The sequence below is a fragment of the Micromonospora sp. NPDC049151 genome (genome assembly GCF_040648395.1).
Classification (GTDB): domain Bacteria; phylum Actinomycetota; class Actinomycetes; order Mycobacteriales; family Micromonosporaceae; genus Micromonospora.
On record NZ_JBEZDP010000001.1, the window covers coordinates 527,544 to 546,996 of the forward strand.

Genomic DNA, 19,453 nt, shown 5'->3' on the forward strand with positions numbered 1-19,453 from the left:
CCCGGGCGGAGCACCGCCCGGACCGGCCACCGCCGTCAGGGCGCCGGGCGGGCGCCCACCGTCGTCACGGCGAGCGCGCCCAGATCACCCGCGCGGGCCAGCGCGGCGCGCGGATCGGCGCCGTCCAGCCACGCGGTGAGCAGCCCGGCCGCGAACGCGTCCCCGGCGCCGGTCACGTCCACCACGTCCACCCCGGGTGCCGGGGCGAACTCCACCACGCCGCCGCGCTCCACCCACACCGCACCGGCCGCGCCCCGTTTGACCACCACCCGGTGCGCCACGGCTGTCAGCGCCCGCGCCTGCGCCGCCGGGTCCAGCCCACCGGCCAGCACAGTCGCCTCGTCCGTGTTGACGAGCAGCAGGTCGACGTCGCGTACCCAGGTCAGGAACGCGCCGCCGACGCGCCGCAACGGCGCCGCGGACGCCGCGTCGACGCTGACGGTCAGCCCACGCTCGCGGGCGGTGGCCAGCGCGCGCAGGCCGGCGCCGCGCGACCCGACGTCCAACAGGGTGTACGCGGACAGGTGCAGATGCCCGGCGTCGGGCGCGGCGGCCAGCGCCGCGTCCACGTGCGCGGCGGTCAGCCGCAGGTTCGCGCCCCGCTGGCTGACCATGGTCCGCTCCCCGTCGTGGGTGAGGACGATGACGGTGCCGGTCGGGTAGCCCTCGTGCCGCTCCACCGCGCAGTCGACGCCGATCCGGGCCAGCTCGGCCACCCGCTCCCGGCCGGTCTCGTCGTCGCCGACGGCGGCGACCAGCGTCACCGCCGTGCCCTGCCCGGCGAGCCACGCGGCGGTGTTCGCCGCCTGCCCGCCGCCGCTGAACCGGATCCCGGCCGCGGTGTCCGAACCGGTCGCCAGCGGCCCGGACAGCACCGCGAGCACGTCGGTGATGATGTCGCCGACGACGACGACGCGCGGCCTGGTGCTCATGCCGCGGGGAGGGCCGCGGCGGCGACGGCGATCCGGGCCGCGAGGTCGGCGTTGCGCAGGATGATCCGCACGTTCACGGCCAGGCTGGCGCCCTCGGTGGCGGAGTGGAAGTGCGACAGCAGGAACGGGGTGACCGCCTTGCCGGTGATCCCCTCGCGGGCCAGCGCGGCGAGTCCCTCGGCGAGCGTGCGGTCGTGCAGCGCCGGGTCGAGCTGCTCGTCGGCGGGCAGCGGATTGGCCACCACCAGGCCGCTGTGGTGCACGCCGTGCGCCGCGCGGGCGGCCAGCACGTCCGCCACCTGCTCCGGCGACTCGACCGACCAGTCCAGGTCGAAGCCGGCGTCGGTGAGGTAGAAGCCGGGGAAGCGGCGGGTGCGGTAGCCGACCACGCCCACGCCGAGCGTCTCCAGCCGCTCCAGCGTGGCGCCCACGTCCAGGATCGACTTCACCCCGGCGCAGACCACGGCGATCGGCGTGCGGGCCAGCGTGACCAGGTCGGCCGACTCGTCGAACGTCTGCGCCGCCTCGCGGTGCACGCCGCCGAGCCCACCGGTGGCGAACACGCCGATCCCGGCCGCCGCCGCGACCGCGCTGGTGGCCGCCACGGTGGTGGCGCCGTCCGCGCCCGTCGCCGCAGCCGGGGCCAGGTCGCGGACCGAGAGCTTGCTCACGCCGTCGACAGTGGCGAGCCGGGTGAGCTGGGCGTCGTCCAGCCCCACCCGCAGCTCGCCTGCGACCATGCCGATGGTGGCCGGCACCGCCCCCGCGTCCCGTACCGCCTGCTCGATCTCGCGCGCCACGCGCAGGTTGTCCGGCCGGGGCAGCCCGTGCGAGACGATCGTGCTCTCCAACGCCACGACCGGGCGGCCGTCCCGCAGGGCGTCGGCCACCTCACTACCGAGACTGATGTGAAAGTTGGTCACGTCGGTTACCGTACGGGCCGCTTCCGGCCGGGGCCCAGGTGGACCGGGGCGGACCGACCTGCAAAACTGGAACGCCGGAGGTGTAGTCGTGAGCACAGAGGTTCTCGAGCGTCCCGAGCTGAAGGACGCGGACACTGGTCCGGAGATGTTCCACTACGTCCGCAAGGAGAAGATCGCCGAGAGTGCCGTCATGGGCACCTACGTGGTCGCGCTCTGCGGTGAGACGTTCCCGGTCACCAAGGCGGCCAAGCCGGGCTCCCCGGTCTGCCCGAAGTGCAAGGAGATCTACGACTCGTACCGCGAGTGACCACGGGCGGCGTCGCCGCCCGTGCACGTAACCTGCGGCGGTGACCACCTCCACCGCCCTTCTTCTCGCCGACCTGACCGGCGTGGCGGTCTTCGCCGCCTCCGGCGCCTCCGCGGCGGTGGCGAAACGGCTCGACCTGTTCGGGGTCGTCTTCGTCGGTGTGGTCGCCGCGCTCGGCGGGGGAATCGCCCGTGACCTGGTGATCGACGAGGTTCCGCCGCTGGCGTTCGCCGACTGGCGGTACACGGCCACCGCGTCCGTCACCGCCGCCGCCGTGTTCTGGCTGCACCCCCAGCTCGCCCGGCTGCGTACGACGGTGCTGGTGCTCGACGCCGCCGGCCTCGGCCTGTTCACCGTCATCGGCACGCTCAAGGCCCTCGACGCCGCGGTGCCGGCGGTCGGCGCCTGCATGATCGGCATGCTCACCGCGATCGGCGGCGGGCTCGGCCGGGACCTGCTCACCGGCGAGATCCCGGTGGTGCTGCGCCGCGAGATCTACGCCCTCGCCGCACTCGCCGGGTCGGTCGCGGTGGCGCTGCTGTCGGCGTCCGGACAGGCAACCGCCGTGCCGCTCACCGCCGCCGCCCTGCTCGTGTTCGGGCTGCGCCTGATCGCGCTGCGCCGCCGCTGGTCCGCACCGGTGGCGACGCTGCGGCCCCCGCGCACCGGCACCCGGGGACCACTGCCCTGACCGCCGTGCGCCGGGGTGGGCGGATGTGACAGGCGTGGCGTCGAGTGGGGCGCACGGCCGGCGCTGGTTATGCTGAACCGGCCTTCGCGGCACCGGATGCGCGAGGGCGTTTTCATGGGCGGCGGCTCCCGTGGCCCCGGTCGGGCCCGCCGCCGTCCGCGGCGGAGAGGAGCTACGCGTGCCACCGCGGATGCCGGCGCTCGACACGTTCCCGCCCCTGCGCGCCTGGCAACGCAAGGCGCTCGTGGAATACCTGCGCCGCCGGACCGAGGACTTCACCGCTGTCGCCACCCCCGGCGCCGGTAAGACCACCTTCGCCCTGCGCATCGCCGCCGAACTGCTCGCCGACGGCACCGTCGAGGCGGTCACCGTGGTCGCGCCGACCGAGCACCTCAAGACCCAGTGGGCGCAGGCCGCCGCCCGGGTCGGCATCCAGCTCGACGCCGCGTTCCGCAACGCCGACCTGCACTCCGCCGCCGACTTCCACGGCGCGGTGGTCACCTACGCCCAGGTGGGCATGGCACCGCAGGTGCACCGGCGGCGCACCATGACCCGCCGGACGCTTGTCATCCTCGACGAGATCCACCACGCCGGCGACTCGCGTACCTGGGGCGACGGCGTGAAGGCGGCGTTCGAGCCCGCGGTACGCCGGCTGATGCTCACCGGTACGCCGTTCCGCTCCGACGACAACCCGATCCCGTTCGTCAGCTACGAGCGCGGCGGCGACGGGCTGCTGCGCTCCCGCGCCGACTCGGTCTACGGCTACTCCGACGCGCTGCGCGAAGGCGTGGTCCGGCCGGTGCTGTTCCTGGCGTACTCGGGGGAGACCCGGTGGCGCACCAACGCCGGCGAGGAGCTGGCCGCCCGCCTCGGCGAGCCGATGACGCAGGACCTGATCGCCCAGGCGTGGCGTACCGCGCTGGACCCGGCCGGCGACTGGATGCCGCAGGTGCTGCGCGCCGCCGACGCCCGGCTGAGCGTGCTGCGCGCCAACGGCATGCCGGACGCGGGCGGCCTGGTCATCGCCAGCGACCAGCAGGTGGCACGCTCGTACGCGAAGCTGCTGGAGCAGGTGACCGGTGAGAAGGCCGCAGTGGTGCTCTCCGACGACCAGGGCGCGTCCGCGCGGATCGCGACGTTCGCCGCCTCGCAGCAACGGTGGCTGGTCGCGGTGCGGATGGTGTCCGAGGGCGTCGACATCCCCCGCCTGGCCGTCGGCGTGTACGCCACCAGCGCGAGCACCCCGCTGTACTTCGCGCAGGCGATCGGCCGGTTCGTCCGGGCCCGCCGCTCCGGCGAGACCGCGTCGGTGTTCCTGCCCAGCGTGCCGCACCTGCTCGGGCTGGCCAGCGAGATGGAGGCCGAGCGGGACCACGTGCTCGGCAAGCCGAAGGACCGCGAGGGCTTCGACGACGACCTGCTGGAGCGCGCCCAGCGCGACGACGGCGCCAGCGGGGAGCTGGAGAAGCGCTTCGCCGCGCTCTCCGCCACCGCCGAGCTGGACCAGGTGATCTTCGACGGGGCCTCGTTCGGCACCGCCGCCCAGGCCGGCACGCCCGAGGAGGAGGAATACCTCGGGCTGCCCGGTCTGCTCACCGCCGACCAGGTTTCGCTGCTGTTGACCAAGCGGCAGGCCGAGCAGCTCGCCGCGCAGAAGCGCCGGGCCGCCCAGCGGACCGCTGAGCCGGCCGCTGCGGCCCCGGCGGCGGTGCCCCCACCGATGAGCGCCGCCCAGCGCCGGGTGGCGCTACGGCGGCAGCTGAACGCTCTGGTGGCCGCCCGGCACCACCACACCGGCCAGCCGCACGGCAAGATCCACGCGGAGCTGCGCCGGATCTGCGGTGGCCCGCCCAGCGCGCAGGCCACGATCGAGCAGCTCGAGGAGCGCATCGCCACCGTGCAGACCCTCTGACGGGTCAACCGGGCTCGACCGGACACGAAAAACCGGCCGGAGGCTCCCCTTGCGGGTGCCTCCGGCCGGTCATGTCGGGTTGTGGACTTCTTGTCGGACCTCAGTTCGCCATCAGATCGGCGCCACGCCAGCTGAACTCCGGGTCCGCCACGAAACGCACGGTGATCTTCACGAGATCCTCTGCGTACTTGTTCGCGTGGTGCCCACAGAACACCAGCTCACTCCCACCCGAGAGGGTGATCCGGAGCTTGCCGGCAGCATTGCAGCGGTCGCACCGTTCATCGGCGGCCGGGGGGCTCACCGTCTCGGGCGGCGGCGTGAGGGTCGGGGTCATCGCCTTCCTCCTCTGGTCGTCACCGATGAACACTCTCTTCGGTTGCTCACCTATCGTGCAACACCCATCTCGGGCCCTGCCTTCCCTGTGTGCCCGCGGGGGACCGAGGTCACACCTGGCGTGGAGGACAGTGTGCCGTGCACCAAGGGTGCCACGTCAACGATCACAAACAGGCAATCGACCGATCATCGATCAATGTTCTACGGCTGGTGATCAAACCGGCACGATTTGTTGACGTACGCGGTCAGTCCAGGTAGTCGCGGAGCACCTGGGAACGCGAGGGGTGCCGCAACTTGGACATGGTCTTGGATTCGATCTGCCGGATGCGTTCCCGGGTCACGCCGTACACCTGGCCGATCTCGTCCAGGGTGCGCGGCTGGCCGTCGGTGAGGCCGAAACGCAGGCGCACCACGCCCGCCTCACGCTCGGACAACGTCTGGAGGACCTGCTGGAGCTGGTCCTGGAGCAGCGAGAACGACACCGCGTCGACAGCGACGACAGCTTCGGAGTCCTCGATGAAGTCGCCGAGCTGGCTGTCGCCCTCGTCGCCGATGGTCTGGTCGAGCGAGATGGGCTCCCGGGCGTACTGCTGGATCTCCAGCACTTTCTCCGGTGTGATGTCCATCTCCTTTGCCAGCTCCTCCGGGGTGGGCTCGCGGCCCAGGTCCTGGAGCAGCTCGCGCTGGATCCGGCCGAGCTTGTTGATCACCTCGACCATGTGCACGGGGATGCGGATGGTGCGGGCCTGGTCGGCCATGGCGCGGGTGATGGCCTGGCGGATCCACCAGGTGGCGTAGGTGGAGAACTTGTAGCCCTTTGTGTAGTCGAACTTCTCGACGGCGCGGATGAGGCCGAGGTTGCCCTCCTGGATGAGGTCGAGGAAGGCCATGCCGCGACCGGTGTAGCGCTTGGCCAGCGAGACCACCAGGCGGAGGTTGGCCTCCAGCAGGTGGTTCTTGGCGCGCTCGCCGTCCCGGGAGATCCACATCAGGTCGCGCTGGAGGTCGCGGACCAGCTTCTCCTCGCCCTCGTCGGCGGCGCGCAGCCGCTCGGCGGCGTAGAGGCCGGCCTCGATCCGCTTGGCCAGCTCGACCTCCTGCTCGGCGTTGAGCAGCGGCACCTTGCCGATCTGCTTCAGGTACGCCCGCACGGAGTCGGCGGAGGCGGTCAGCTCGGCGTCGCGGCGCGCCTGCTTGAGCGCCTCGGACTCCTCGTCGTCCCACTCGAAGTCGTTGTCGGTGGCGGAGCTGGCCGCGTCGGCCTCGGCGGCCCGGGTCAGCTCGGCCGGCTCCTCGACCACCACGTCCTCGATCTCGGCGGCCAGCTCCTCCGGGTCGATCTCACCCTCGGCGCCCTCGGCCTTGCCGCCGGCCTTGGCCGGCTTGGCCGCGGCGGTCTTCGCCGCCACGGTGGCCTTGGTGGCGCGGGTCGCCTTGGTGGCCTTCGCCGGGGCCGCGGCCTTCGCCACGTCGGCGGTGGTGGCCTTGCGCGCGGTCGCCTTCCGGGGGGCCGGGGCGGGCGACTCCTCGGCGGCCGGCGCCTGCTTCGGGGCGGGCGCGGCGGCCTTCTTCGTGGTCTTGGCGGTGGTCGCGCGGGAGGCCGGGGTGGCGGACCGGGCGGCGGCGACGCGGCGGCGGGTGCTCGCCGAGCCGTCCACCACCACCGTCACACCCGCCTCGGAGAGCGCGCGGAGGATCTTCTTGGCCTGGGCCGGGGTCACCTCAGCGGACTCGACGGTGCGCGCGAGCTGGGCCGACGTGAGCTGGCCGCCGGCGCTCTGCGCGTGGGCGATCAGGGTGTCGGTGAGCGAGCGAACGTCGGCGCCGGTCTGGCGGGGATCTGTCACGAAGACCTTCCGGAGGCGAAAGAGCGAGCACGGCCGGGTCGTCCGGCGCAGCATGGGACGGCCGCGCCGGGCGAGTCGTTGAGGACCCCCGTGTCCCGGGCCGTCCGGTCGCTGGCGGTCCGTGGCGCGTGGGCAGGGTGAATTGTAACGCCGTCTGCCGCGATCATCCCGCGCCGCACGGCGGACCTGCGGTCCGGGACCGCAGATTCGGCGCAGATGTGGACTTTGTAAGGATGATACCCGCGCACGAGACGGCCGGTCCCGATCGCGCCGGAAGGGGAGAAACATGATCACCTCGACGCCCACGGCGGGGGAGTTGCTCGCGATCGCTGTCGATGTGGCCCGGGAGGCCGCCGCCACCGCGTACCGGATGCGGGTCGAGGGCGTCTCGGTGGCCGCGACCAAGAGCACTGTGACCGACGTGGTCACCGCCGCAGACCGGGCGGTGGAGCGGCAGGTGATCGCCGCGCTGCGGGCGCGACGGCCCGGCGACGCGGTGCTGGGCGAGGAGTACGGCGCGGGCGATACCGGCCCCGCCGGCGCCGACGGCGTGCGCTGGATCCTCGACCCGATCGACGGGACCGTGAACTACCTCTACGGGCTGCCCTACTACGCCGTCTCGCTGGGCGCCGAGGTGGCCGGTGAGGTGGTCGCGGGAGTGGTGCGCAACGTCGTCACCGGCGAGGAGTGGACCGCGACGCTCGGCGGCGGCGCCTGGCGCGACGGGCAGCGGCTGAGCGGCTCCACCGCGACCGACCTCGGGCAGGCGCTCGTGGCCACCGGGTTCGGCTACGACGCCCGCCGCCGGGCGCACCAGGCGCGCGTGGTCACCGAGCTGATCCCGCACATCCGGGACATCCGCCGGATGGGCGCCGCCGCGCTCGACCTCTGCCTGGCCGCCGAGGGGCGGGTGGACGCGTACTTCGAGAAGGGGCTGGCCGACTGGGACCTGGCCGCCGGCGGGCTGGTCGCCCGGGAGGCCGGGCTGCTGGTGACCGGTCTGTCCGGGCGGGCGGCCGGCCCGGACCTGGTGCTGGCCGCGCCGCCCGCGCTGCACGGGCCGCTGCACGACCGGCTGGTCGACCTGGACGCCTCCGGCGGGCCGTGACCGGGTGCCGGGCACGCGACGGGGCGGCCTCCCCGAGGGAGACCGCCCCGCGTCGTCGGGCCGCCTGTCGCCTACTTCTCGACCGGCATCGGGCAGGTCTCCGGCGGCGCCTGTGGCGCGCCCAGGTCGCCGAGCGACTGGTTGACCTCGGTGGTGGTGGCGAGCTGCTGGAACTGGTTGCCCAGGACCACGTCGACCACGTCGTCCTTGCGGTTCGCGTCGAAGGCCTGGTTGGCCTCGTTCAGGAAGTACGCACGCAGCAGGTGCGCCGAGCCCACGGCCTTGGGCCCGAACCGGAGCTGGGCCACGCCGTCGAACGCCTTCTTCTCGTTGCCGACCTTCTTGACCTGGAACTTGCGGTTACGGAAGTCGTCCGCGACGCTGCCGGCCCGGCCGGCCTCGTCGGTGGCGTTGTAGACGTTGATCTTGACGTCCTTCTGTTCCCGCAGCCGCAGGTCGACCAGCGGCCAGCCGTCCGGGCAGGAGGCCGCCGTGCCGGCTGTGCCCTGACTGTCCTTCAGCACGGCGACGACCACGAAGACCAAGGCGACGACCGCCAGCAGTCCGACGACAACGAGTGCCCGCACTCGCGCAAAACTCATCCTGGGCGCTCCCCGGACAGTGATTGGGTGGTGGCGGGCGACGCGGTCGGGCCGCGACCGGTCGGCCGTCCAGTACGCCGCTGAGGTTAACGCCTGTCCGGCTCAGGCGTGGAAACAGTCCGACATACCGGCGCGCCACGCGGTGAACCGGTAGGACTACCCCTATCTTCGTGTCGCCTGAGTCACATTGGGAACAACTTCGGGCCTGGAGGCGTACATCTCTCCCGCGAGGGCGGTATACATGCCTCGCCCACAGGGGGGTAAGGTTCCGCGCTCACCGGGGGCTTTCGCACCGGCGAGCCCGGCCCACCGTTCCTCGGGTCGGGTGCCCGACAGAGATGGTGGCCGGTCAGGGGAACCGAAACGGCGTCGTCCGGCGTTACAACCGGCAGCGACAATATCGATATTGGAGAGTGAAACCGATGGCCACCGACTACGACGCCCCGCGTCGCGACGAGGTCGACCTCGGCGAGGACAGCCTGGAAGAGCTCAAGGCCCGGCGGGTCGACTCACAGTCGGGCGCCGTGGACGTCGACGAGGCCGAGGTGGCCGAGAGCTTCGAGCTGCCCGGCGCCGATCTGGCCGACGAGGAGCTCACGGTCAAGGTCCTCCCGATGCAGCAGGACGAGTTCCGGTGCGCCCGCTGCTTCCTGGTCCACCACCGCAGCCAGCTTGCGGTCGAGCGCAACGGCGACCTCATCTGCCGCGAGTGCGTCTGATCCCGACCGGGGACACCAGCGGCGGCCGCCTCGACGTGGCCGCCGCTGTTCGAGCCGCCGCCGCCGTGCGGGGGCGGCCGGTTGCTGCTTGACTCGTTACGGGCGGCTGCCACGCCGCGCGGAGCAGGAGGGCGGACGGGTGAGCGAGCGCAGCGAGGGGACCGGCGCGGACCGGACCCCGGCACCGGCACCGAGACCGGCACCGAGCGGCCCGGCCGAGACACCGGCACCGGGCGGCCCGGCCGCGACACCCGCGACACCCGAGCCTGTCGGTTCCGCCCCGACGCCGGGTGAGTCCGGCGCGTCCGGCGCGGACAGCACCGAGCTGGGCGCCACCGTCGCGGCACTGACCGCCGACGACATCGCGCCGGCCCGCCGGCGGCAACTGCTGGCCCGGCTGGTCGGCCAGGCCCGCTCCCGCGGCATCACCGACCTGTTCAAGCCCCGCGCGGCGGTGCGCTGGATGACCGACACGGTCGCCGAGGTCGCCCCGCACGTGCCCATCCGCGACCTCGCCACGCTACGACGGCACTTCCCCGGCCTGGACGACGACGCGCTCGCCGACCGGCTGGTCCGCAACGCGTCCCGCGCCACCGCCGGGGTCGGCGCCGCGGGCGGCGGGGTCGCCGCCGTCGAGTGGGCGGTCACGCCCACCCTGCTCTCCGCTCCGGTCCTGCTGGCCGCCGAGACGGTGGCGGTGGTGGCGATCGAGCTGAAGCTGATCGGCGAGCTGCACGAGGTCCACCGGGTGCCGCTGCCGGCCGGCGGCACCGGCCGGGCCGTGGCGCTCGTGCAGTCCTGGGCCACCCAGCGGGGGGTCAACCCGATGATGCCGGGGGTCGGCGTGAGCGCGGTGCTCGGCACCGCCGCCCGCCGGGAGCTGCGGGACAGCCTGATGCGCCGTTTCGGGCGCAACCTCACCACGCTCGGGCCGTTCCTGACCGGCGCCGCGGTGGCCGGCTACCTCAACCGCCGGGCCACCCGCGCGCTCGGCGAGCAACTGCGCAAGGACCTGCGGCGTACCGCGCGTGCCCTGCCGGGCAAGCCGTCCTGACCGGCGGCGCGGGCGGACCGTCAGGCCGCGTCGCGGGCGGCCAGCAGGACGGCCGCCAGCTCGACCGGGCGCCGGGTGCTGACCACCCAGAACGGGGTCGGGTCGGCCGGGTCGTCCAGCACCACCTGCACCGCGCCGCCGATCCACGGGCGCTGCACCACGAAGGCCAGCGGGTCGGAGCCGACGCCGAGCACCTCGCGCCGGCCGGCCGCGTCCAGCGGCACCACGTCCGCGACGTACCGCACCGGCAGGTGGGCGTCGTCCACCCGCAGCTCGCCGTCGCGCACCTCGACCCGGATCCGGCCCAGCCACCACAGGCCGGCCACCGCGGCGGGGATCAGCAGCACGAACGGCAGCCAGGCGCGCACCCCGGTCGCACCCATCCAGAGCTCGACCGCGAGCAGGCCGGCCACGGCCAGCCCGGCCGGCCAGGCCCACCAGGGCAGCCCGAGGCGCTCCGCGTACGCGGCGGTGGCCGGCGGGGCGGCGGGAGATGACGACTGACGCACACAGACGAGGGTACGGCGCGCGAGCGGCCCGGCAACCGGCAGGATGGCAGGGGCACCCCGCAGGACCGGACGGAAGAGGATGACCGTGACAGACGTCGTACCCGTGGCCGTACGGCTGCTCGACCCGGAGCTGCCACTGCCGGCGTACGCCCATCCCGGCGACGCCGGGGCGGACCTGGTGGCCGCCGCGGACGTCGAGCTGCCCCCCGGCGGCCGGGCCCTGGTGCCCACCGGCGTGGCGGTGGCGTTGCCGGACGGCTACGTCGGGCTGGTGCACCCCCGATCCGGACTCGCGGCCAGACTCGGCGTGACGGTGCTCAACGCGCCCGGTACGGTCGACGCCGGCTACCGGGGTGAGATCCTGGTCAACCTGATCAACCACGATCGGGACACGCCGGCCAGGATCAGCCGGGGTGACCGGATCGCCCAACTGGTGGTCCAGCGGGTCGCCCGGGCCGAGTTCCGGCCGGTGGCCGAGCTGCCCGCCTCCCGGCGCGGCGCCGGTGGGCACGGATCCACCGGCGGGCACGCCGGGCTGGTCCCGGCGCCGTCCGGCGGGCAGAGCGAAGAGGTGGCAGGGTGAGTGTGAACAGCGGAGGGTGGGCGCAGTGATCTTCTCCCGGAAGCGGGCCGACGAGGCGCGTGACAATGGGGTCCTCGACGCCGAGGAGACCCCGTCGGCGCCGGACCGCGGCCCGTACGACGTCAGCGAGGCACCCGACGCGCCTCGCCTCGACCTCGGCAGCCTGCGGATCCCGGCGGTGCCGGACGTGGAGGTGCGGGTCCAGGCCGACCCGCAGGGCGTGATCCAGCAGGTCGTGCTGGTGCACGGCCAGAACGCCCTCCAGCTCGGCGTCTTCGCCGCGCCCCGCTCCGAGGGCATCTGGGACGAGGTGCGCGAGGAGATCCGGCAGTCGCTTGTCGGCGACGGCGCCACCGCCCAGGAGGTCGAGGGGGAGCACGGGCCCGAGCTGCGTGCCCGGGTGCGTACCCCGGACGGTCCGACCGACCTGCGGTTCGTCGGCATCGACGGCCCGCGCTGGATGGTGCGCGGTGTCTTCCAGGGCGCGGCCGCCACCGACCCGGCCGCCGCCGGCCCGCTCGCGGCCTGCCTGGACGGCCTGGTCGTCGACCGGGGCCAGGAGGCCAAGCCGGTGCGCGAGCCGCTGCCGCTGCGGCTGCCCCGCGAGGTCGCCGAGCAGCAGGCCGCCGACGCGCAGGAGGTCTGATCCAGAACGTGCACGGGCCCGGCGCGACACGGCGCCGGGCCCGCGGCGTGTCCGGTCCCGGCCGGCGGTACGCGCCACGGCGCTCCCGTCGACGCGCCACTGCGCGTACGCTGGCGGGACGGTTCCGGGCATGCGGGGCCCCGCTGTGGAGAGGGTGACGCGGAGGTCATGACGACCGACGAGAGCCGGGGGTCGCTGCGGCGGCTCCTGCACCGGCTCACCGCGAGCGAGGCCGAGATCGAGGCGCAGGAGCTGCGCCGGGAGAGCGCCGAGTCCGGCGGCACGCCCGCCCACCAGTGCAACAGGGGTCAGGTGGTGTCGGTGGCCGGGCGGTTGCGTACCGTCGTCTACACGCCCCGCACGAACCTGCCCACCCTGGAGGCGGACCTCTACGACGGCACCGACGTCGTCACGCTGGTCTGGCTGGGCCGCCGGCACATCGCCGGGATCGAGCCGGGCCGGCACCTGACCGCGCGCGGCCGGGTGGCGGTGCGCGACGACCGCAAGGTGATCTACAACCCGTACTACGAGCTGGAGTCGCCGAAGTGACGACCGGACAGCACACCCCGCCGGGTCTCGGCCCGCAGGACGAGGAGCGGCTGCCCAGCCTCGCCGAGCAGATGGCCGACCAGCTCGGCGGATGGCGCGGCCTGGTCGAGTCGAGCATCCCGGTGATGGTCTTCGTGATCGCCAACGTGATCGGCGAGCTGCGCCCCGCCGTGTACGCCTCGGTGGCGGTGGCGCTGCTGATCGCCGGGCTGCGGCTGGCCCAGCGCAAGCCGGTGCGGCACGCGGTCAACGGGCTGTTCGGCGTCGGCATCGGCGCGCTGCTGGCCCTGCGCACCGGCGACGAGCGGGACTTCTACCTGCCCGGCATCCTCTACGGCATCGGGTACGGCCTGGCGCTGCTGCTGTCGGCCGTGATCCGGCAGCCGCTGGTCGGCTGGATCTGGTCCGTGCTGGTCGCGAAGGGCCGCTCCGAGTGGCGCGACGACCCCAGGCTGGTACGCACCTTCACCCAGCTCACCGTGCTCTGGGGCGTGGTGTGGCTGGCCAAGGTCGGCGTGCAGGCCGGGCTTTACCTGGCCCACCAGGACACCGCGCTGGGCGTGGCCCGGCTCGCCCTGGGCTACCCGCCGTACGCGCTGCTGCTGCTGATCACGGTCTGGGTGGTGCGCCGGGTCACCCGGGAGACCGCACCCACCCCGCTGCCCGGCGCCTGAGGCCCCCGCCTCAGGACCGCTCCCGGTCACGGTCCGTGCGGGCCGGGCCGAGGATCACCGCGCGCACGTCGTCCTCGACCGCCGCGGTGCAGACGAAGACCAGCTCGTCACCGGCCTCGATCGGGTCGTCCGGGGTGGGCACCAGCACCCGCTTGCCGCGCACGATCGCCACCAGCGCCGCGTCCCGGGGGATCGGCACCGCGTGGATGGGCTGCCCCAGGTAGGGCGCGGTCGGCGGCAGGGTGATCTCGACCAGGTTCGCCTCGCCCTGCCGGAACGTCATCAGCCGGACCAGGTCGCCGACGGTGACCGCCTCCTCGACGAGCGCCGCCATCACCCTCGGCTTGCTCACCGCGACGTCCACGCCCCACTGCTCGGTGAACAGCCACTCGTTCTCCGCCCGGTTGACCCGGGCCACCACGCGGGGCACCGCGAACTCGGTCTTGGCCAGCAGCGACACCACCAGGTTGACCTTGTCGTCGCCGGTGGCGGCCACCACAACGTCGCACCCGGCCACGTCGGCCTCCTCCAGGCTGGCCAGCTCGCAGGCGTCCGCGAGCACCCAGTCGGCGGCCGGCACCCGGTCGGGCCGCAGCATCTTCGGCTGCCGCTCGATCAGCATCACCTGGTGGCCGTTGTCGATCAGCTCCTGAGCGATCGAGCGGCCCACGTTGCCGGCGCCGGCGATGGCGATCCGCATGGCTCAGTGCCCCCCTTCCGGCGGCGCCGCCGCCACCGACGTGACCGGGCCGTTGATGTCGTCGGTCACCAGCATGAAGACCTGGTCGCCCTCCTGTACCACGGTGGAGGCGGTGGGCAGGGTGCCGATCCCGAAGCGGTTCAGGTAGGCCACCCGGGCGCCGACCGCCTGCTCCAGCTGCCGCAGCGGCCGGCCGATCCAGTCCTTGTGCACCGGCACCTCGATGATCGAGACCGTGCTCGTCGGGTCGCGGAAGATCTCCACGTTGCCCTCGGGGACCAGGTGGCGCAGCATCCGGTCGGCGGTCCACCGGACGGTCGCCACGGTGGGGATGCCGAGCCGCTCGTAGACCTGGGCGCGGCGCTGGTCGTAGATGCGGGCCGCGACCCGGGACACGCCGAACGTCTCCCGGGCCAGCCGGGCCGAGATGATGTTGGAGTTGTCGCCGCTGGACACCGCCGCGAACGCGTCGGCCCGCTCGATGCCGGCCTGACGCAGCACCTCGCCGTCGAAGCCCGCGCCGGTCACCGTGATGCCGGCGAAGTCGGGCCCGAGACGGCGGAACGCGTCCGCGTCCTGGTCGATCACCGCCACCGAGTGCCCCCGGGACTCCAGGCTGTGGGCCAGGGTCGACCCGACCCGGCCGCAGCCCATGATCACCACATGCACGGTGTCCGCTCCTCCCACGGTGCCGCCCGCCGACCCGTCGTCTGCGAGCCTGCCACGTCCCGCCCCGGACAGGGGGACCGACCGTACCGCGCGGGCCCGTCCGGCGGTGATCGACCACCCCCGCGCCCCGCGCCCGGTGGTCGTACGCTTGGCGGTTGTGGCCCGACCCACCTCGCTGCTGAAGCGACTCCTCCTCGGTCGACCGTTCCGGTCCGACCGCCTCCAGCACACCCTGCTGCCGAAGCGCATCGCGCTGCCGGTCTTCGCGTCGGATGCGCTCTCCAGCGTGGCGTACGCCCCGGACGAGATCCTCCTGACGCTGTCCATCGCCGGTGCCTCGGCGTTCTTCTTCTCGCCGTGGGTCGCGCTCGCGGTCGTCGTGGTCATGCTCACCGTGGTGGCGAGCTACCGGCAGAACGTGCACGCCTACCCCTCCGGCGGCGGCGACTACGAGGTCGCCACCGTCAACCTCGGTCCCCGGGCCGGCCTCGCCGTGGCCAGCGCGCTGCTCGTCGACTACGTGCTGACCGTCGCCGTGTCGGTCTCCTCCGGCGTGGCCAACCTCGGCTCGGTGGTGCCGTTCGTGGCCACCCACAAGGTGCTCATCGCGGTCAGCGCGGTCGTGCTGCTCACCGCGATCAACCTGCGCGGCCTGCGCGAGTCGGGCACCGCCTTCGCCATCCCCACCTACGGCTTCGTGATCGTCATCGGCGGCATGCTGCTGACCGGGCTGATCCGCATCTTCGTGCTCGGCGACGACCTGCGCGCGCCGAGCGCCGGCCTGGAGATCCAGGCCGAGCACAGCGTCACCGGGTTCGCGCTGGTGTTCCTGCTGCTGCGGACGTTCTCCTCCGGCTGCGCGGCGCTCACCGGCGTGGAGGCGATCTCCAACGGCGTACCGGCGTTCAAGAGCCCGAAGTCGAAGAACGCGGCGACCACGCTGCTGTTGCTCGGCGGCATCGCGGTGACCATGCTGGTCGGCATCATCTGGCTGTCCCGGCTCACCGGCCTCCAGTTCGTCGAGGACCCGAGGTCGCAGATCGTCTCCGGCCCGGTCGACTACGTGCAGAAGACCGTGACCGTGCAGCTCGGCGAGACGGTGTTCGGCGGCGGCTCGGTCCTGCTCTACGTGGTCGCCGGGATGACCGCGCTGATCCTGTTCCTGGCCGCCAACACCGCCTTCAACGGCTTCCCGGTGCTCGGCTCGATCCTGGCGCAGGACCGCTACCTGCCCCGCCAGTTGCACACCCGGGGCGACCGGCTGGCGTTCTCCAACGGCATCGTGTTCCTGGCCGTCTTCGCGGTAGTGCTGATCATCGGGTTCCAGGCCGAGGTCACCAAGCTCATCCAGCTCTACATCGTCGGGGTGTTCGTCTCGTTCACGCTCTCCCAGGCCGGCATGATCCGGCACTGGAACCGGCACCTGCGCCGCGAGCGGGACCCGGAGGCGCGCCGGCGGATGGTCCGTTCCCGGGCGATCAACACGTTCGGCATGGTCATGACCGGCGTCGTGCTGATCATCGTGCTGGCCACGAAGTTCCTGCTCGGGGCGTGGATCGCGATCGTCGCGATGGCCATGATGTACGTGGTGATGCTCGGCATCCGCCGGCACTACGACCGGATCGCCGAGGAACTGGAGCCGACCGAGCAGCGGGGCGTGCTGCCCGCCCGCAACCACGCCATCGTGCTGGTCAGCAAGCTGCACAAGCCGACGCTGCGGGCGGTCGCGTACGCCCGGGCCACCCGGCCGGACACGCTCACCGCCGTCACCGTCAACGTGGACGAGCAGGACACCCGCGAACTCCAGGCCGACTGGGAGCGCCGCGAGCTGCCGGTGCCGCTCACCGTGATCGACTCCCCGTACCGGGAGATCACCCGCCCGATCCTCCACTTCGTCGCGTCGGTGCGCCGGGAGTCGCCCCGCGACGTGGTCACCGTCTTCATCCCCGAGTACGTGGTGGGCCGCTGGTGGGAGAACCTGCTGCACAACCAGAGCGCGCTGCGGCTCAAGGGGCGGCTGCTGTTCGAGCCGGGCGTGATGGTGACAAGCGTGCCGTGGCAGCTCGCGTCCACCGCGAGCAAGAACCTGGACCGGTTGGACGCGACGCTCAGCCGGGGCCCGGCGCGCGGCCCCCGGGTGGCGCCGCAGAGCACGCTGCCACCGCCGGTGGCGTCCACGCCGTCCGCCGAGCGCGAGGAGCTGTCATGATCAACGGCGAGCGTTCCGGTCCCGCACCGGCCGATCCCGCGCCGGCGGTGGAGCGACCCGGTTCCGTGCCGGCGGCGGAGCGGCCCGGGCTGGAGGAGGCCGAGCGGGTCGAGCTGAGCGTCGACGCGGTCGCGCCGGGCGGGCACTGCGTGGCCCGGGTCGGCGGGCAGGTGGTCTTCGTCCGGCACGCGCTGCCAGGTGAGCGGGTGGTGGCCGAGGTGACCGAGCTGCACCGGGGTTTCGCCCGCGCCGACGCGGTGGAGATCCTGGACGCCTCGCCGGACCGGGTGACACCGCCGTGTCCGTACGCCCGGCCGGGGCGGTGCGGCGGCTGCGACCTCCAGCACGTCGCCCCGGTCGCCCAGCTCGACTGGAAGCTCACAGTGGTGCGCGAGCAGCTCACCCGGCTGGGCGGACTCACCACCGAGCAGATCGACGCGCTCGGCGTACGCGTCGAGGCACTGCCCGGCGGGCAGCTGGGCTGGCGGTCCCGGGTCCGCTACGCGGTCGACGCGGCCGGCCGGGCCGGGCTGCTCAAGCACCGCTCGCACGAGGTCGTGCCGATCGAGCGGTGCCTGATCGCGCACCCGGCGATCCAGGAGCTGCCGGTGCTCCCGCCCACCGGCGCCCGCTGGCCGGACGCCGACGCGGTGGAGACGGTCGCCAGCACCGGCGGTGACGTCGCGGTGGTCGCGTACGCCGACGGGGTTCCGACGGCGGTGAGCGGGCCGGAGCGGGTCCGGGAGACGGCGGCCGGGCGGTCCTTCACGCTGCCCGCCTCCGGGTTCTGGCAGGTGCACCCGGCGGCGGCGGACGCGCTGACCGGCGCGGTGCTCGACCTGCTCGACCCGAGGCCCGGCGAGACCGCCTGGGACCTGTACGGCGGGGCCGGGCTGTTCGCCGCCGCGCTCGCCGAGCGGGTCGGCGGCGCCCGGGTGACGCTCGTCGAGTCGGCGCCGGACGGGGTGGCCGCGGCACGGGAGAACCTGGCCGACCTGGCCGGCGTCGAGGTGGTGGCGGCCCGGGTGGAGGCCGCGCTGTCCCGGCGCCGGATCACCGGACCGGTCGACCTGGTGGTGCTCGACCCGCCGCGCTCCGGCGCGGGCGCGCCCGTGGTGCGCGGTGTGGTGGCCGCCCGGCCCCGCGCGGTCGCCTACGTGGCCTGCGACCCGGCCGCGTTCGCCCGGGACGTGCGCACGTTCACCGAGGCGGGGTGGCGGCTGGCCGCGCTGCGCGGCTTCGACCTGTTCCCGATGACCCAGCACGTGGAGCTGGTCGGGCTGTTCCTGCCTGGCTAGCCTGACCCGATGAAGATCGTCGGGCTGATGTCGGGCACGTCCTACGACGGCGTGGACGTGGCCGCGGCCGAGTTCACCGCCGACGGCGACACGCTGCGGCTGCGGCCGCTCGGGCACCGGGAGCTGGCGTACCCGGACGACCTGCGGGCCGAGATCGGCGCGCTGCTGCCCCCGGCGGCCACCACCATCGAGGCGGTCTGCCGGCTGGACAACCGGCTCGGCGAGGTGTTCGCGGACGCGGCGGCCCTCGGCGTCGAGCTGGCCGGGGGAGCGGCCGACGCGGTCGTGTCGCCCGGGCAGACGGTCTTCCACTGGGTCGAGGACGGCCGGGTGCGCGGCACGCTCCAGCTCGGCGCGCCGGCCCGGGTGGCCGCCCGGGTGGGCGTACCGGTGCTGCACGACCTGCGCTCGGCGGACGTCGCGGCGGGCGGCCAGGGCGCGCCGCTGGTCCCGGCGTTCGACGCGCTGCTGCTCGACCCGGAGGCCGGTGCCAGGGCCGCGTTGAACCTCGGGGGCATCGCGAACCTCACTGTGGTCGCGCCCGGGGCACCCGTCCTCGGGTACGACGTGGGCCCGGCCAACGCGCTGCTAGACGCCGCCGCCCGGCGCTTCCTGGACCGGCCCTGCGACGTCGACGGTGCCCGCGCCGCGGCCGGTCGGGTGCACGAGGCGCTGCTGAGCCGGCTGCTCGCCGAGCCGTACTACGCCGCGCCGCCGCCCAAGTCGACGGGCAAGGAGCTGTTCCACGGCGGCTACCTGGACACCGCCCTGGCCGCGCTCGGTGAGCCGGTCGGTGCCGACGACGTGCTGGCCACGCTCACCGAACTGACCGCCCGGACGGTGGCCGACGCCTGCGACAGGCACCGCGTCACCGAGGTGGTGGCTGCCGGCGGGGGAGTGCGTAATCCCACACTCCGGGCGCGGCTGGCCGCGCTGGGCGCGGGGCGCTGGCGGCTGCGCACCACCGACGAGCTGGGCGTGCCGGCGCAGGCCAAGGAGGCGTACGCGTTCGCGCTGCTGGGCTGGCTGTCCTGGCACGGGCTACCCGGCGCGGTGCCCTCGGTGACCGGGGCGTCCCGGGCCGCCGTGCTGGGCTCCTGGACCCCTGCGGGCCCGTCCGCCGCCGCGCCGCGCCCACCCGCGCCCCGGCGGCTGGTGGTGGACGCCTGACCTGGGTCGATGCACGGC

21 protein-coding genes are annotated in these 19,453 nt (G+C 73.9%); 13 read left to right on the forward strand and 8 right to left on the reverse strand.

Going from position 1 to position 19,453, the window contains the following annotated elements; all coding sequences use genetic code 11:
• Positions 1-35: 35 nt before the first annotated feature.
• A complete protein-coding gene (locus tag AB0B20_RS02575) occupies positions 36-932 on the reverse strand; it encodes a sugar kinase (RefSeq protein ID WP_357382644.1) in 897 nt (298 codons plus the stop codon).
• Entirely contained in the window at positions 929-1,855 is a 927-nt protein-coding gene (locus AB0B20_RS02580; RefSeq protein WP_357467438.1) for a pseudouridine-5'-phosphate glycosidase, read from the reverse strand. The genes AB0B20_RS02575 and AB0B20_RS02580 overlap by 4 nt, the downstream gene beginning before the upstream one ends.
• An 88-nt stretch (positions 1,856-1,943) precedes the next feature.
• Here AB0B20_RS02580 and AB0B20_RS02585 point away from each other — a divergent pair, with 88 nt between their 5' ends.
• The 3 genes from AB0B20_RS02585 (at position 1,944) to AB0B20_RS02595 (ending at position 4,765) form a co-directional block, all read left to right on the forward strand.
• Complete coding sequence (locus AB0B20_RS02585) at positions 1,944-2,162, forward strand: DUF3039 domain-containing protein (RefSeq protein ID WP_088946800.1); 219 nt, start codon at positions 1,944-1,946, stop codon at positions 2,160-2,162.
• 40 nt (positions 2,163-2,202) lie between these two features.
• The gene (locus AB0B20_RS02590; RefSeq protein ID WP_357382648.1) at positions 2,203-2,853 is read left to right on the forward strand and encodes a TRIC cation channel family protein; all 651 of its coding nucleotides are present in this window, start codon (positions 2,203-2,205) and stop codon (positions 2,851-2,853) included.
• A 190-nt stretch (positions 2,854-3,043) separates the two neighbouring features.
• Positions 3,044-4,765, forward strand: a complete 1,722-nt coding sequence (locus tag AB0B20_RS02595) for a DEAD/DEAH box helicase (protein WP_357382782.1) — start codon at positions 3,044-3,046, stop codon at positions 4,763-4,765.
• 100 nt (positions 4,766-4,865) lie between these two features.
• On the opposite strand, the gene AB0B20_RS02600 is transcribed toward AB0B20_RS02595, so the two are convergent.
• Together AB0B20_RS02600 and AB0B20_RS02605 are read right to left on the reverse strand one after the other, a co-directional pair.
• On the reverse strand, positions 4,866-5,099 hold the full coding sequence (locus AB0B20_RS02600) for a hypothetical protein (RefSeq protein WP_354865457.1): 234 nt from the start codon (positions 5,097-5,099) through the stop codon (positions 4,866-4,868).
• Positions 5,100-5,343: 244 nt separating this feature from the next.
• Positions 5,344-6,945, reverse strand: coding sequence for an RNA polymerase sigma factor (locus tag AB0B20_RS02605; RefSeq protein WP_357382650.1), 1,602 nt, complete (start codon positions 6,943-6,945; stop codon positions 5,344-5,346).
• Positions 6,946-7,231: 286 nt separating this feature from the next.
• Between AB0B20_RS02605 and AB0B20_RS02610 the strand changes: the two genes are divergently transcribed.
• Positions 7,232-8,053, forward strand: coding sequence for an inositol monophosphatase family protein (locus AB0B20_RS02610; protein WP_357382652.1), 822 nt, complete (start codon positions 7,232-7,234; stop codon positions 8,051-8,053).
• Between the two features lie 71 nt (positions 8,054-8,124).
• Here AB0B20_RS02610 and AB0B20_RS02615 read toward each other — a convergent pair whose 3' ends face one another.
• Positions 8,125-8,640 carry a LytR C-terminal domain-containing protein gene (locus tag AB0B20_RS02615; RefSeq protein WP_357382784.1) on the reverse strand — a complete coding sequence of 172 codons (516 nt, stop codon included), beginning with the start codon at positions 8,638-8,640 and terminating at the stop codon, positions 8,125-8,127.
• A 437-nt stretch (positions 8,641-9,077) separates the two neighbouring features.
• Between AB0B20_RS02615 and AB0B20_RS02620 the strand changes: the two genes are divergently transcribed.
• Both AB0B20_RS02620 and AB0B20_RS02625 read left to right on the forward strand, forming a co-directional pair.
• A complete protein-coding gene (locus AB0B20_RS02620; RefSeq protein WP_013284790.1) occupies positions 9,078-9,374 on the forward strand; it encodes a DUF4193 domain-containing protein in 297 nt (98 codons plus the stop codon).
• 325 nt (positions 9,375-9,699) lie between these two features.
• Positions 9,700-10,428, forward strand: a complete 729-nt coding sequence (locus tag AB0B20_RS02625; protein WP_357467574.1) for a hypothetical protein — start codon at positions 9,700-9,702, stop codon at positions 10,426-10,428.
• A 20-nt stretch (positions 10,429-10,448) separates the two neighbouring features.
• Here the strand turns inward: AB0B20_RS02625 and AB0B20_RS02630 are convergent, their stop codons facing one another.
• Entirely contained in the window at positions 10,449-10,937 is a 489-nt protein-coding gene (locus tag AB0B20_RS02630; RefSeq protein ID WP_357382654.1) for a DUF3093 domain-containing protein, read from the reverse strand.
• Between the two features lie 85 nt (positions 10,938-11,022).
• Here AB0B20_RS02630 and dut point away from each other — a divergent pair, with 85 nt between their 5' ends.
• The 4 genes from dut to AB0B20_RS02650 all read left to right on the forward strand — a co-directional run bounded on the left by dut (position 11,023) and on the right by AB0B20_RS02650 (position 13,389).
• Positions 11,023-11,520, forward strand: coding sequence for a dUTP diphosphatase (gene dut, locus AB0B20_RS02635; RefSeq protein WP_357382788.1), 498 nt, complete (start codon positions 11,023-11,025; stop codon positions 11,518-11,520).
• Positions 11,521-11,545: 25 nt separating this feature from the next.
• Positions 11,546-12,166, forward strand: coding sequence for a DUF3710 domain-containing protein (locus tag AB0B20_RS02640; protein WP_357382656.1), 621 nt, complete (start codon positions 11,546-11,548; stop codon positions 12,164-12,166).
• Between the two features lie 168 nt (positions 12,167-12,334).
• A complete protein-coding gene (locus AB0B20_RS02645) occupies positions 12,335-12,715 on the forward strand; it encodes an OB-fold nucleic acid binding domain-containing protein (protein ID WP_030502986.1) in 381 nt (126 codons plus the stop codon).
• Positions 12,712-13,389, forward strand: a complete 678-nt coding sequence (locus AB0B20_RS02650; protein ID WP_357382659.1) for a DUF3159 domain-containing protein — start codon at positions 12,712-12,714, stop codon at positions 13,387-13,389. Before AB0B20_RS02645 ends, AB0B20_RS02650 begins: the two co-directional genes overlap by 4 nt.
• A 10-nt stretch (positions 13,390-13,399) precedes the next feature.
• Here the strand turns inward: AB0B20_RS02650 and AB0B20_RS02655 are convergent, their stop codons facing one another.
• Together AB0B20_RS02655 and AB0B20_RS02660 are read right to left on the reverse strand one after the other, a co-directional pair.
• Complete coding sequence (locus tag AB0B20_RS02655) at positions 13,400-14,089, reverse strand: TrkA family potassium uptake protein (RefSeq protein ID WP_357382661.1); 690 nt, start codon at positions 14,087-14,089, stop codon at positions 13,400-13,402.
• A 3-nt stretch (positions 14,090-14,092) separates the two neighbouring features.
• On the reverse strand, positions 14,093-14,758 hold the full coding sequence (locus AB0B20_RS02660; RefSeq protein WP_357382663.1) for a TrkA family potassium uptake protein: 666 nt from the start codon (positions 14,756-14,758) through the stop codon (positions 14,093-14,095).
• 157 nt (positions 14,759-14,915) lie between these two features.
• Here AB0B20_RS02660 and AB0B20_RS02665 point away from each other — a divergent pair, with 157 nt between their 5' ends.
• From AB0B20_RS02665 to AB0B20_RS02675, 3 genes are read left to right on the forward strand one after another with little or no spacing between them, the layout of a single operon-like run.
• Positions 14,916-16,967 carry an APC family permease gene (locus tag AB0B20_RS02665; protein ID WP_357467443.1) on the forward strand — a complete coding sequence of 684 codons (2,052 nt, stop codon included), beginning with the start codon at positions 14,916-14,918 and terminating at the stop codon, positions 16,965-16,967.
• Complete coding sequence (locus tag AB0B20_RS02670; protein ID WP_357382668.1) at positions 16,964-18,265, forward strand: TRAM domain-containing protein; 1,302 nt, start codon at positions 16,964-16,966, stop codon at positions 18,263-18,265. Before AB0B20_RS02665 ends, AB0B20_RS02670 begins: the two co-directional genes overlap by 4 nt.
• 9 nt (positions 18,266-18,274) lie before the next feature.
• Entirely contained in the window at positions 18,275-19,435 is a 1,161-nt protein-coding gene (locus tag AB0B20_RS02675; RefSeq protein WP_357382670.1) for an anhydro-N-acetylmuramic acid kinase, read from the forward strand.
• Positions 19,436-19,453: the final 18 nt, after the last annotated feature.

Excerpts from the sequence above, each read along its gene's own strand:
- AB0B20_RS02610 (WP_357382652.1), top strand. The coding sequence starts at position 7,232 with ATGATCACCTCGACGCCCACGGCGGGGGAGTTGCTCGCGATCGCTGTC.
- AB0B20_RS02595 (WP_357382782.1), top strand. The coding sequence starts at position 3,044 with ATGCCGGCGCTCGACACGTTCCCGCCCCTGCGCGCCTGGCAACGCAAG.
- AB0B20_RS02655 (WP_357382661.1), bottom strand. The coding sequence starts at position 14,089 with ATGCGGATCGCCATCGCCGGCGCCGGCAACGTGGGCCGCTCGATCGCT.
- AB0B20_RS02675 (WP_357382670.1), top strand. The coding sequence starts at position 18,275 with ATGAAGATCGTCGGGCTGATGTCGGGCACGTCCTACGACGGCGTGGAC.
- AB0B20_RS02670 (WP_357382668.1), top strand. The coding sequence starts at position 16,964 with ATGATCAACGGCGAGCGTTCCGGTCCCGCACCGGCCGATCCCGCGCCG.
- AB0B20_RS02645 (WP_030502986.1), top strand. The coding sequence starts at position 12,335 with ATGACGACCGACGAGAGCCGGGGGTCGCTGCGGCGGCTCCTGCACCGG.
- AB0B20_RS02600 (WP_354865457.1), bottom strand. The coding sequence starts at position 5,099 with ATGACCCCGACCCTCACGCCGCCGCCCGAGACGGTGAGCCCCCCGGCC.
- AB0B20_RS02620 (WP_013284790.1), top strand. The coding sequence starts at position 9,078 with ATGGCCACCGACTACGACGCCCCGCGTCGCGACGAGGTCGACCTCGGC.
- AB0B20_RS02575 (WP_357382644.1), bottom strand. The coding sequence starts at position 932 with ATGAGCACCAGGCCGCGCGTCGTCGTCGTCGGCGACATCATCACCGAC.